Genomic DNA, 12,662 nt, shown 5'->3' on the forward strand with positions numbered 1-12,662 from the left:
AATGACTTCCCGACGCTGGGCCGTGCTGGGTGGCGCCTTGTTGCTGGTGGGCTGGCAACTGCTGGCGATGCGCCTGGGCTCGCTGCTCATGGCAACTCCCTGGCAGACGCTGCAAGCCATGGCTCGCCTGCCTTTCGAGGCCGACTTCCGTCTTCATGCCGGCGCCAGTCTGCTGCGCATCGTCTTGGGTGTTGGACTGGGTTGCCTGCTGGGCTTCTGTCTGGGCCTGCTGGCCGGGCTGGACGCTCGTGTACGCGGTCTGCTGGAACCCCTGCGCTGGCTGTTGATGTCGGTGCCGCCGGTGGTGGTCGTGGTGCTTGCGATGCTGTGGGTCGGCCTGGGCTCGGCCATGGTGGTGCTGATCAGCGTGTTGATGCTGGCGCCGGGCATGTACGTGAACACCGTCAAGGGCATGCAGATGGTTGACCGCGGCCTGCTGGAGATGGCGCGGGTCTACCGCTTCAGTCCCTGGCAGAAGTTGCGGCGGCTCTATATCCCTTCATTGACCGCGCCGCTTGGAGCGGCAGTGTTGATCGCCACCTGCGGCGGCGTGCGCCTGGTGGTGATGGCTGAAGTGCTTGGCGCGGAAAGTGGAGCCGGTTTCGCGCTGGCCAACGCGCGCAGTACGTTCGACAGCGCCGGGCTGTATGCCTGGACTCTGCTTATCCTGCTGCTGGTCGCTGCACTGGAGTTCCTCCTGCTGCAACCGCTGCAGCGGCGCATGGGCCGTTGGCAGGAGGCCGCCCATGCTTGAGTGGCACGGAGTCGATCTGCGGCTGGGCGAACGGCAGGTACTCGCCGACGCTTCCCTGCGCCTGCTACCCGGTGAGCGGGTTGGCATTCTCGGGCCCAGTGGCGCCGGCAAGAGCAGCCTGCTGCGCCTGGCGGCCAGCCTGCTGAGGCCCCATCGAGGGCAAGTGGACAACGGATTCCGCCATCCCGTGCTGGCCTTCCAGGAGCCGCGCTTGCTGCCCTGGTGCCGGGTCGCGGAGAACCTGGAAATCCCCCTGCGCGCCATCGGCCACGACCGTACGACGGCGCGTCGGCTGGCCAGCCTTTGGCTGGAGCGAGTCGGCCTCGCCAGCCACGGGCGCGCCTGGCCGAATCAATTGTCCGGGGGCATGGCACAGCGCGTTGCCCTGGCGCGCGCTTTCTCGGTTGAGCCGGACCTGCTGCTGCTTGACGAGCCATTCAGCGCGCTGGACCCGGCCCTGCGCGAATCCTTGCTCGAGCTCTGCCGCGACTGGCTTGCCAGCTCGGGTGCTGCCCTGCTTTGCGTCAGCCACCACCCCGCCGAGCTGGTCGGTCTGGTTGAGCGCTTCGTACTGGTCAATAACGGCGCGCTGCTGCCGTTCTACCTCAATGGACACACCGCCGATCAAGCGGTGGCGCTCCTCCATCAGACCCTGCTGGCCCTGGAGATACCCGCGCGATGCTCTATCCGATCCTGCTGACCCTGCACCTGTTCGCCGCGCTGATGTTCATCGGCACGGTGTTCTTCGAGGTGCTGATCTTCGAGAGCGTGCGCAAGCACGTGCCGGCCGCGGTAATGCGCCAGGTGGAGCAGGGTATCGGCAAGCGTGCGCGGCGGCTGATGCCCTGGGTGTTGCTGGTGCTGTTCAGCGCCGGCCTGGGCATGGTCTGGACGCGCTACCTGCCGCTACTGGCAGACCCGCTGGCGTCCTCCTTTGGCACCTTGCTGAGCCTGAAGATCCTCCTCGCTCTGAGCGTACTCGGGCACTTCTTCACCGCCATGTTCCTGCTCTACTGCGGGCGCATGAACTCGACGTATTTCCGCCGGATTCACCTGAGTGTCTTCAGCCACATGGTCGGCATCGTGCTGCTGGCCAAGGGCATGTTCTACCTGAGCTGGTAAGTCAGATTTCGTGCAGACGGAGCTTGTCATGAGTCGTTGCTTGTCCCCCAAACGCCACTTCCCTTCGAAACTCTCATTTCCCCTGCTGGCCCTCGGCCTGCTGCCGCTGGCGGCGTTGGCGGAAGATCGCATCGAACTGGAGCCGATGCAGGTCAGCGGGAAAAGCCCCGCGCCGGTCAGCGTTTCGGCGCAGACCGAAAGCGAGCGCCTGGCCCGCGTGCCCGGCGGAACCAATCTCGCCGAGCCGCAGCAGGAGACGCGCCTGGCGACCCTGCGCGACGCGCTGGACTACCAGCCCGGCCTGGTGATCCAGGACTTCTTCGGCGGCACCGATCAGCCGCGCCTGAATATTCGCGGCTCGGGTATCCAGAGCAACCCGGTCAACCGCGGCGTGCTGTTGTTGCAGGACGGTCTGCCGCTCAACGAGGCGGATGGCTCCTTCATCATCGGTCTGCTGGAGCCGCGCAACGCCTCGTGGATCAGCGCCCGACGCGGTACAAACGCCGGCAGCCCCGGTGCGACTGCCCTGGGTGGCGAACTGGAGTTCAACTCGCTGACTGGCGCCGACGAAGCCGGACGTGTCCGACTGGAGACTGGTAGTTTCGGCCGCCAGGGCCTGCAGGCCGCCGCCGGGCTGGATGGAGGCGGGCACGATGCGCGGTTGAGTGTCAGCCATGACGAGTACGACGGCTATCGCCATCACTCCGCTTCCCATCGCACGGTGGTGCAGAGCAACGTCGGCCTGGACCTGGGCAACGGCGTTCAGAACCGCAGCTACCTGTCCTACAGCGACCTGACCTTCGAGATCCCCAACGTCATCACCAAGGCTCGCTTGAAGGACGATCCACGCAGCGTGCTGGGCGACGGCAACACCCCGCAGGACCGCCTGCTGAACATCTACAAGCGCGATCCGCACCGCGACACCCAACAACTGCGCCTGGCCAACCGTACGCAGTGGAGCGGGGCGGGCTGGCAGCAGAGCTTCGGCGTCTACGGGCAGAACACCCAGGACGACTTCACCGACCCGCTCAGCCACACCCTGACCGACAGCGATACTTTCGGCGCGCAATGGCTTTTCGAAGGCGAACAGCGCCTGTTCGGCTATCGCCTGGGCACCAGTTGGTCCTACAGCGACATGACGCGCGAGCTGTATGCCAACAATCCGCAGAACGGCAGCCGCATGCAGCGCTTCGGCAACTTCGACCTGGAGGCGTCAAACCTGGATCTGCTGCTCGGCGTGGACTGGCACCTGGCGCCGGACTGGACCCTGGTCACCGAGGTGAAGTGGAGCGATGTCCGCCGCGATGCGGACTCGCGTGACGGCGCCGGTCACCTCGATCAGGGCTGGAACTTTGCAACGCCGAAGATCGGCCTGAACTGGACGCCCAGCCCTGACCTGCGCTGGTACGCCAACATCAGCCGCAGTCACGAAGCGCCGACATTCTGGGAAATCATTTCCGCCGAAGTCTCTCCCGTGGCCCCCGCGGCGGCACAAGCGCAACTGGTCAACCTCGACGTGCAACGCGCTACCACGTATGAGATCGGCGGTACCGGACGCGTCGCCCAGACCGACTGGAGCCTGACGCTGTACCAGAGCGACGTGGAAGACGAACTGATCTCCACCAGCGACTCCTACGGGGTGAAGGTGGGAACCTACAACTACGGATCACGTACCCGCCACCGCGGTGTCGAAGCGGGGCTGAACGGCCTGCTGCCGACCTCGGCCAGCATCGGCGGCGACCTGGCCTACCGAGTGGCCTGGACCTTCAGCGACTTCCGTTTCCGTGGCGGCGAGTTCCAGGGCAACCAGATCGCCGGCGTGCCGCGTCAGCTCTGGGCGGCGGAGCTGCTCTACCGGCGCGGGCCTTGGAGCGTCGGACCGAACCTGCGCTGGCTGCCGCAGGACACTCCGACCGACCACGCCAACACCCGCAACAACTATCAGGATTCCTACGCGCTCTGGGGGCTCAAGGCCAGCTATAAGGCCCGCGAAGGACTGAGCGTGTACGTGCAGGGCGACAACCTGGCGGACAAGACCTACGCCAGCAGCTACGTGATCCGCAACCGTGCCGATGCCAGCCAGCCGACCTTCCTCAGTGGCAACGGGCGCAGCCTGAGTGTGGGGGCGGAGTACGCCTTCTAGGATGGCTGTCTGCGGGGCAATGAACCGCGGTGAGGGTGGTGGGCTTTCGCCGTTATCAGAAGATACCGAGCAGGTTGGGCGAAATTGTGTGGCTCCTGGTCATACACCAGCCGGGCTGCACCCGTGCCAACCCGACGGCGATGCTGGATTGGTTCTCTATCTTCGGTGTGGGCTATTCCGGAGGAGGACGCGAACGTCTGTTCGGCGCATCCGATCGCGCTGACCACCGTGCTGCGACTCATTGGGATCCTGATGGTAAGGCACTGCGGTGGTCCATGGATTCGATACATGGGTGATCTGAAACGCAATCTCCGTAGCGGGCAGGATTGTCTCAGTCGAATCGAGGGCAAAACCTAGGTCAGAGATGCCCGGCTACGCGATGTGCAACCGGGCATCAGCCAAGTCATGATGTCCTTGTGGCTGGCGCACCGGTTTCTTGTAAGGTCGGGACGCTCCGAGAGCTTGGATGAGACCGCTACGCGATGGCAGCGAGACGAGCCTGAATCGACATTCTCCTGCTGCTCAACTTGTCTTTGCGGATGTCCGCTTCTGGCCGATTGCTGACCGAGGCTAAGGGCCTCAACCTAGAGCGGAGGGTCATAAACGTCCGCGAACGGTTACAAAGCAACCCGGCCGAAGCTTGAAGCCAATGTTGCGATCTCGCCGCAACCCGTTGGGCTACGGCGAGGCTGGAACACCTCAGTTCTCGTATCGCAGGGTGATGGCGAAGTTGCGCGGCTCGCCGTAGTAGTTACCCAGGTTCGAGTTATAGATCGAGGCGTAGTATTTCTTGTCGAACACGTTGTCGAGATTCAGTTGCGCACTCAGGTTGCGGCTGATCTGGTAGTTGGCGTTCAGACCGACTAGGTTGTAAACGCCTTGCTCCACGTTGCCCAGGTAGACCTTGCTCTGATGGTAGAGGTCGCCGCCCACGCGCCAGTCGCTCAACTCTCCGGGAAGACGATAGCTGCTCGCCAGTTTGAACAACCGCTGGGGGGCGGTTTCAGTTGCATAATCAGTGCCCTTGCGGGCTCCAGCTACATATTCGGGGTGGCTGTAGGTGTAGCCCACTACCGCATTCCAACCCTTGAGAATCTCGCCGGACACCTCAGCCTCGAAACCGCGATTGCGTACCTTGCCGCCTTCCTCATAGCAGGTTGAGGTACGCCCCGGCCCGCAAATACGTGCTGCGCCAGTAACCGCCTGGGGCATATGGCTCTGGTCGACCTGGAAAATCGCCAGCGAGGTATTGAGCAGCCCGTTGTAGAACTCGTTCTTAAGGCCTATTTCGTAGTTACTGCCAGTGATCGGGTCGAGCAGCTTGTTGTCAATGTCGTAGTTGTTTTGAACCTGATAGATCTCGGTGTAGCTGGCGTAAACCGAGGCGCTGTCAGTCAGGTCATAGACCACACCGGCGTAGGGAATGACTTTTCCGTCTTCCTTGAAGCGGTCCTCATAGTCGGCAGAGGCGTAGTCGACCCAGCTGAAGCGGCTGCCAAGGATCACATGCAGGTCGTCGGTGGGGTTCAACCGGGTGGCGGCATACACTCCCTTGTCCTTGCGCACGTTACGGTACTGGATGCGCTCGTAGCCATAAGTGGGCGAGGCCACTTGCGACGGGGCGAAATCAAGGATGTCGACCACGCTTGGGTTGTTGTTGTAGCGCGATTCGTTGATGAAGCGATCCTTGCGTGCGTTAGCGCCGAACACCAGTTCGTGGCGTTGGCCAAGCAGGTAAAACGCGCCGTTCAGCGCCGCATCCAGGCTGATTTGCTCATCGTCGTATTTGGTGTCGTTGGTGAACAGGCGGAACTGGTCATTACCAATGTTGTTGCCGTAGAGCCCGAGAAAATCTGCGTTCGACCAGGTCAGGTTGGTGTTGACCGTCAGTTTCCAGTCGTCGTTGAACGTATGCTTGATGTCAGCAAATACTGTGCGATTAATTTTGTTTAGGTGGGCCCAGCTCGGCGCAAAAGAGCTGGAGCGCGACAGTGGATAGAAGCTGCCATTGAGTTGAGTGGGAAGACCGCCCCAGTCATAGCCGCCGTGATAATCCTTTTGCAGCACGGTACCCAGGCTTACGGTAGTGGCTTCGCTCAAGTCGGCTTCACCGATGGCGTAAAAGAGTTGGTTCTCTTTGTCAGCGCGGTCTACAAAACTGTTGCCGGCGTTGTACAGCAGCACTGCTCTGGCGCGCAGTGTGCCCTGTTCGTTTAATGGCCCGCCCACATCGATCTGGCTGTGATAATTGTCCCAGGAGCCAGCGCCAATTTCTGCTTTGAACTTGTAGGTGTCCGTTGGGCGCTTACGCACCAGGTTGATGGCTGCCGAGGGGTTGCCAGCCCCCTGCATCAGACCGTTTGCGCCGCGAACGAACTCTACACGGTCGTAGATTGCCATGTTGTTCACCGAGGTCACATCCATCGAGTAACTCTCGGAAATACTCGTTGGCACGCCGTCGTATTGCAGGTCGTTTACCTGGAATCCACGAGAAAAGTAACGCGAGCGCTCGGTGCCAAAGTCCTTGGCTGTGCTGATGCCGGTGGCAGCCCTGGCAACGTCCTCCAGAGACTGCATATTCTGATCGTCCATTTGCTGGCGCGTGACGACGCTGACCGACTGTGGCGTTTCCCGCAGCGAGAGGTTCAGCTTCGTCGCGGTGCTGGAGCTGCCGGTGGTGTAGGAGCCGGTGCCTTCGGTCACCGACCCCGGGGACAACCCCGAGATAGTCAGAGGATCCATTTCCAGGGCACCTTCGGCGGCGGGAATGGGCTGGATCAGCCAATTGCCGCCGGCGCTCCTTCGAGCTGCCAGCCCACTGCCGCTCAGCAACTGATCCAGGCCACTCTGTACGTCGAATTCTCCATGCAGCGCTGGCGCCTGCTTGCCCTGGGTCAGTGATGGATCGAAAGGCAGCGTGATCCCGGCAGCCTGGGCAAACCCGTTCAGAGAATCCTCCAGCGCGCCGGCGTGTAGGTCGTAGCGATGAGTCCCGTTTTGATCAGCGTGCACGCCGATGCTGGCCAGTGACACGACGGCGGTGCTGCTGAGGAGAATGCCGCGAAGGGTGAGGGCGAGGGTGGTGCGACGCAATGCTCGCGACGGCGAGGAAAGGGATGGCATGGACAACAAGCTCCTTGGCAATGGCAGTGTGTTTTCCTGTCTGCCGAAGGGCTCGGAAAAAACCGTAATCGTTATCGAGAATTTTTTGCATTTAGCTCAGCGAGCGACGATGCGAATCCACAGCGGCGTGAAGCGCTGGACGCGCAGCGGCATCGAATCGGCGAGGGCGTCGAGGACGTCATCGATGCTGTCGAGCTGGAATACGCCGGAGACCTCCAGCGCAGCAATCGACGGGTCGCAGCTGAGCCATCCCTGGCGATAGCGCCCTAGCTCCTCGATCAGGTCGGCCATGCGCATGCGCTTCGCCACAAGCTGGCCGCGTGTCCAGGCGCTGGCATTCATGGTGCTGTGTTCGACCCGTCGGGTGCCTGAGCCGAGGATCAGGTATTCCTCGCCCGCCAACACCCGGATCGGCTGTGCGTCTGCGCGATGGATAGCGACGATCCCGTCCTCGACCCGCAAGCGCGTTCCTTCGGCTTCATCGCGCACAGCAAAGGCGGTGCCGATGGCCTGTAGTCGAACATGGCGGCTCTCCACCCATAGGCTGCGATAACCCGCCGGTGCCTCGCTGTCCTTGCCCGAGTCGATGAAGATCTCGCCGCGCAGCAATGCGATCGTCCGGCGCTGTGCGGTGAAGCGCACGTCCACCGCGCTGGAGGTATTGAGCTGCAGACGAGTGCCGTCGCTCAGGAGGAACTGCTGATGCTCACCAACACCGGTGACGTAGTCCGCCCCCCAGGTTGCTAGCGGGCGCTCACGCAGTCCCCAGCCACTGAGGCTGCCGATTGCCACGCCAAAGCCCAGCACCTTGAGTGCCTGGCGGCGGCCGTGACGCTTGCCCTGCAGGCGTTGCAGGATGTCCAGTGCGACACCGCCGGGTAGTTCGGCCATGCGTCCGAAGGCCGACTCGCTGGACTGCAAGGCTTGCCAGGCGGTTTCGTGAATCGGATCTGCCTGCCGCCAGAGCAGGCAGGCCGTCTGCGTTTGCTCGTCCGCATAGCCCGATTGCAGACGCACCAGCCAGCCGATGGCCTGGTCGAGTACTGCGTCCGGCAGTTCCCTGGTGCTCATTGCTGTGCCAGAAAGCAGTGGCGAATGGCGGTGGCCATGTACTTCTCCACTGAGCTCAGACTCACGTTCAGGCGCTCGGCTATTTCTTTGTAGCCCAGGCCCTCGAGCCGTGACAGCAGAAACGCGTTACGTACCTTCGGCGCCAGGCCATCCAGTACCGCATCGATTCGCGCGAGGGTCTCCAGCAGGATCAACTGCGACTCTGGGGAGGGCATCTCCGCTTCGGGGAGATGGGCAATGGCTTCCAGATAGGCCTTCTCGACGCGCTGACGGCGCACCCGGTCGATCAGCAAACCGCGGGCGACGACGCTCAGCCAAGCACGTGGCTGCCTGACTTCCTGCAGTTGCGTTGGCTTGCCGAGCAGGTGGACAAAAGTGTCGTGGGCCAGGTCGGCTGCATTGTCTGCGTGGCGCAGGCGTTTGCGCAGCCAGCCGAGTAACCAGGCGTGGTGATCGAGATACAGCGAGTGAATGTCGGCGTGATGGACGCTGGGAGCGGGCGGAGATGTCAACGCGAATCCTTGCGTGATAACGGCTTGCAGATGCGAATTTGTCGCATCTTAAGTGGGCGTTATCCAGACGGCAAGAAGGACGGTTACTGGAAATAGGGAGATGGGGACGCGTTTGGGCTTTCCGAGACTGGTCGATCGCCCTAGCTGAAGAGGGTCTGAGATCGATCCATAGCGGGCATCCAGGCAAAAAATCCGCTGCATAGTTCTTCCTGCAGCGGAGAGTGTGAGAGCTATGATTCTCTTTAGCCGGCGCGTCAGGCGTGGACGCGCGAGTCATGGCCCTCGGATTTTCGCCGAGGACCAGATTGCGCTTAGATTCCGCTAGCTTCAGACAGTGAACGGCCTTTGGTTTCCGGTGCCAAGAAGTAGGAGATGACGAAGCCAACTGCTGTCATGGCCGCCATGATCAACATGGTACCGCCGTCGCCGTAGTGCTCCAGTGAAAGTGGCAGCAGGAAGGTTCCCAGCGCTGCGCCGATTCGGCTGACCGCAGTGATCACACCCATCGCGGTAGCGCGGATGTCGGTGGGGAACAGTTCGTTCGGATAGGACCATTCGAGGATGTTCGGGCCGCCCGAGGTTACTGCGTAGAGACAGAACCAGAAAACGATCAGCCCAACGGGGGCCTCAGGAGCAATGCCAAGCGCGAGGAACGGGAGAATCATCAGAGCGAAGGACCACAATAGAAGTGGTCGGCGTCCGACGGTTTCCGAAAGGCGTAGTGCCGGAAGGCAACCCAACAAAAACAGCAGGGAGATCAAGGCGTAGCCGATATTGCTGAGATTTCCTTCGCTCAGCCCGAATGCCGACAGCATGACGGGGCCAAAGGTGTAAATCGCAAAGACCGGTGTGACAGCGCAGAGATAGAACATTCCGCAGAAGAACGTACGTTTGAGGTACTCCCCCTGGAGAAGCGCCGAGTATCCGAGACGCTTCGGACGAACCGATTCGGCATCGCGGATGGACGAAAGATCTGCCTCTTGTCCATAAATCTTTCTTACGACTGCCTGTGCTTCTTCGATCCGGCCTTTGGATATCAGCCACCGCGGGGATTCCGGGGTACCGATTCGCATCAGTAGGATAATCAGGCCTGGTACACCTGAGCTGGCCAGCATCCAGCGCCAGGAATCCTCGCCAAGATACTCGACCATTGTAAAGCCCAGGAAGGTCGCGACGGTTGCTCCCAGGAACCATGCAACCACCAGCGAACCGAGCATTGCTGCACGCTGTTTGGTGGGAAGCCATTCGGCGAGCAATGACGTAGCGATGGGGTAGTCGGCACCAATAGCCACCCCGATCAGGAAGCGCAGCAGAATGATCTGCCAGGCATGATCGACGAAGGCGCAGAGCACGGACCCCACAACCAGAACGATGAGGTCGATCGTGTACATCAGTTGACGCCCGATGATGTCGGTCATTCGACCGAAAATCAGACCGCCGAAGAAAATGCCGATGAGTGCAGCCGCGCCAGCCAGACTTAGGTCCGTACCGGACAGACCGAGCGCTGGCGTCATACCGATCAGCGCAACGCCGATGATGCTCAGCAGCCAACCATCAAGGAAGGGGCCGCCAGCGGATTGAAAGAGCAGCCGCCAATGGAAGAAGGTCATTGGGCTGTCGTCGATGATGGAGGAACCACGATTAGCCGCTGATGAGGAGTCAGCGAGTGTTGTTGAGTCGGATCCGGTGATCACTGTCATTTCATTCACCCGTTCTAATTGTTTTCATTCGTGGGTTCGGCAACGACCTGCTCGTTCATCGAGCGGCGCCGATCAAGGACATTTCGCGCGCAAGTAGATGTACGGACGGGACTGGATCCTCCGTGAGAAGCTTAAAGGAATCCGGCCCGTGAGAACCGGAGTGGGGGATCAGGCGTTCAGGAAGTCCTGCCAGCGACTTTCTGCAACGAAGTCGAGTTCCTGACGAGCCTTGTCGCCGGAGAAGATCGAGGCGTAGGGGTCGCGCTCGTAGCGTTCCTTGTCGCGAATCTCCGGGAGCTTGCCGTGTACTCGTTCCACCCATTGCAGGGTTGGCTCCGCACGGCAGCTGTCCTGGGCGGTGATGAAGAAGTTACCGCTGTTGACGTGAGTCGCTCGCAGCGCAGCCTCGAAGGCGCGCGCGCAGTCCTCGGGGGTGATGTAGTAGAACAGCCAGCGAGAGGACTGATCATCGGCGCGCTCGATGGTCGGCGCGATGTTCTCAGGAATCAGTACCATCATTGGGCGCAGGCACACGACCTGGATGTCGCCGCGGCGAACAAAGCTGGCGGCCATGTTCTCCATCAGCTGCTTGCTGACGCTATAGGCCTGAATGGGGTAATGAGGATGTTCTTCGTCGACCGGCAGATATTCCGGAGTGAACGACGGATTCGCTTCGGAGAGACCACAGGCCGAGATGCTGGAGCAGAGAACGACGCGCTTGATGCCCAGTTCATTGGCTGCCTGAAGCACGTTCCAGGTTCCCTGGACGTTGACGTGAATATAGTCCTCGGGCTTCGCCTGGTGATCAAAATCGATGGCGGCTAGGTGGACTACTGCGTCTGCACCCACGAACTCTTTACGAAGAGTATCTAGGTCGAGAACATTCGCCTCTGCGAACTCGACATTCTGTTTGGGCGGCCGAAGATCAAGAACTTTGACTTCGAAGTTTTTGTGAAGTTGCTCGACTACATATTGGCCGAGACGTCCGCTGCCACCGGTAACTACAACTTTGTGCGGCTGGGGTAGGGAAGTTTCACGCACTGCATATCTCCTGCTCAGAAATTATTAGATTTATGAGGCAGGAGGGTATGGAATTCGTGCCGAAGGCGCGAAGTATAAATACTTGGTCACCTGTGAGAATTTTTCATTGGCTTGGATGAGATCCACTCATCGGGGCCACGGCCATCCAGCAGATGGCCGCAATCGCGTATCCCAAGAGTTATCGCAGAGCTATCAAGTCACTCAGGCGGCTTGGGCCTTGAGCCACTCGATGAAGATACGCGCCTGTGGATTGTTCAGGACGTCTGGGCGGTACAGCAGGTAGTAGGAGTAGTGTGGTAATGCCGTGTGGAATGGCGCCACCAGAGTACCCTCACTCAGCTCCCGATCCAGCAGCGACAGGCAGGTCAGGATGAAGCCTTGGCCATCGATCGCTGCATGCAGCCTGACGTTCGTGTCGTCGATGCTCACCCGCTTGAACGGTTTCAGACGTGGCTGCCCGGCCATTTCAAGCCAACGATCCCAGTTGTCCGGTGTTTCCTCGTCCAGCAGGACTTGCCCCGCGAGCGAGGCCGCAGTCACTGGCTCTCCAAGGGCCGTCAAAGTGCGAGGGCTGCAGACAGGTGTGAGGTCGCCATTCACCAGAAGGTACGACTCCAGGCCCGGGAAATGCCCGCTGGCCCACGCAATGGCGATGTCGTAGGTGTCGAGGCTGGTTGGTGAGAACTGGATGGTGTGGTGCAGGCTCAGCTCGATTTCAGGGTGTTGCTGCCAGAAGGACGATACACGAGGCATCAGCCATTTCTGTGCGAAGTACGGGCGTAAGGCGATGCTGAGTGGGCGGTCATTCCCCAGCTCACGGACCTTCTGGGTGACATCCAGCAAATGCGCGAAAGTGCGGCTGCACTCCGGCAGCAGATAGCTACCCGCATCCGTAAGCAACAGGCGATTGTTCTCGCGACGGAACAGCCGGATCCCGAGGTTTTCCTCCAGCAACTTGATCTGATGGCTGATTGCGGAAGGAGTGACATTCAGCTCCAGGGAGGCCTGTGTGAAGCTGAGGTGTCGCGCCGCGACCTCGAAGGTCTTGAGGGTGTTCAGGGGGGGAAGTCGATTGGTCATGATTCTTGTTCTGTATGCAGCAAGGCTAGATCGACGTACGCATTGAGCGCTATTCGAGTGTTGGGCAAAAGACTTTTTGCGTCAATCATTCCTAGCCGATGAGTCATGTCATCTCT

Annotated in this window: 10 protein-coding genes; 4 read left to right on the forward strand and 6 right to left on the reverse strand. The window is 60.8% G+C overall.

What is annotated here, in order from left to right; translation table 11 throughout:
• Nucleotide 1 precedes the first annotated feature (1 nt).
• From ACKI1H_RS16745 to ACKI1H_RS16760, 4 genes are read left to right on the forward strand one after another with little or no spacing between them, the layout of a single operon-like run.
• Entirely contained in the window at nucleotides 2-754 is a 753-nt protein-coding gene (locus tag ACKI1H_RS16745; RefSeq protein WP_440465644.1) for an ABC transporter permease, read from the forward strand.
• On the forward strand, nucleotides 747-1,454 hold the full coding sequence (locus ACKI1H_RS16750; RefSeq protein WP_440465645.1) for an ATP-binding cassette domain-containing protein: 708 nt from the start codon (nucleotides 747-749) through the stop codon (nucleotides 1,452-1,454). The genes ACKI1H_RS16745 and ACKI1H_RS16750 overlap by 8 nt, the downstream gene beginning before the upstream one ends.
• Nucleotides 1,433-1,876 carry a CopD family copper resistance protein gene (locus ACKI1H_RS16755; RefSeq protein ID WP_440465646.1) on the forward strand — a complete coding sequence of 148 codons (444 nt, stop codon included), beginning with the start codon at nucleotides 1,433-1,435 and terminating at the stop codon, nucleotides 1,874-1,876. Before ACKI1H_RS16750 ends, ACKI1H_RS16755 begins: the two co-directional genes overlap by 22 nt.
• Nucleotides 1,877-1,904: 28 nt before the next feature.
• Nucleotides 1,905-4,019: a TonB-dependent receptor family protein gene (locus tag ACKI1H_RS16760; protein ID WP_440465647.1), complete on the forward strand. Its 2,115-nt coding sequence runs from the start codon at nucleotides 1,905-1,907 to the stop codon at nucleotides 4,017-4,019.
• A 699-nt stretch (nucleotides 4,020-4,718) separates the two neighbouring features.
• Here ACKI1H_RS16760 and ACKI1H_RS16765 read toward each other — a convergent pair.
• From ACKI1H_RS16765 to ACKI1H_RS16790, 6 genes are all read right to left on the reverse strand, one after another.
• Nucleotides 4,719-7,142 (reverse strand): TonB-dependent siderophore receptor, encoded by a 2,424-nt coding sequence (locus ACKI1H_RS16765; protein ID WP_440465648.1) that lies wholly within the window; start codon nucleotides 7,140-7,142, stop codon nucleotides 4,719-4,721.
• A gap of 96 nt (nucleotides 7,143-7,238) precedes the next feature.
• Nucleotides 7,239-8,213: a FecR domain-containing protein gene (locus ACKI1H_RS16770; protein ID WP_440465649.1), complete on the reverse strand. Its 975-nt coding sequence runs from the start codon at nucleotides 8,211-8,213 to the stop codon at nucleotides 7,239-7,241.
• Nucleotides 8,210-8,725: a sigma-70 family RNA polymerase sigma factor gene (locus ACKI1H_RS16775; RefSeq protein WP_138526262.1), complete on the reverse strand. Its 516-nt coding sequence runs from the start codon at nucleotides 8,723-8,725 to the stop codon at nucleotides 8,210-8,212. The genes ACKI1H_RS16770 and ACKI1H_RS16775 overlap by 4 nt, the downstream gene beginning before the upstream one ends.
• A 311-nt stretch (nucleotides 8,726-9,036) precedes the next feature.
• On the reverse strand, nucleotides 9,037-10,425 hold the full coding sequence (locus ACKI1H_RS16780; protein WP_440465650.1) for an MFS transporter: 1,389 nt from the start codon (nucleotides 10,423-10,425) through the stop codon (nucleotides 9,037-9,039).
• A gap of 168 nt (nucleotides 10,426-10,593) precedes the next feature.
• A complete protein-coding gene (locus ACKI1H_RS16785) occupies nucleotides 10,594-11,466 on the reverse strand; it encodes an NAD-dependent epimerase/dehydratase family protein (protein WP_440465651.1) in 873 nt (290 codons plus the stop codon).
• Nucleotides 11,467-11,667: 201 nt separating this feature from the next.
• Nucleotides 11,668-12,546, reverse strand: a complete 879-nt coding sequence (locus ACKI1H_RS16790; RefSeq protein WP_440465652.1) for a LysR substrate-binding domain-containing protein — start codon at nucleotides 12,544-12,546, stop codon at nucleotides 11,668-11,670.
• Nucleotides 12,547-12,662: the final 116 nt, after the last annotated feature.

The organism is Pseudomonas sp. YH-1 (genome assembly GCF_051990045.1).
GTDB classification, from domain to species: domain Bacteria; phylum Pseudomonadota; class Gammaproteobacteria; order Pseudomonadales; family Pseudomonadaceae; genus Pseudomonas; species Pseudomonas nicosulfuronedens.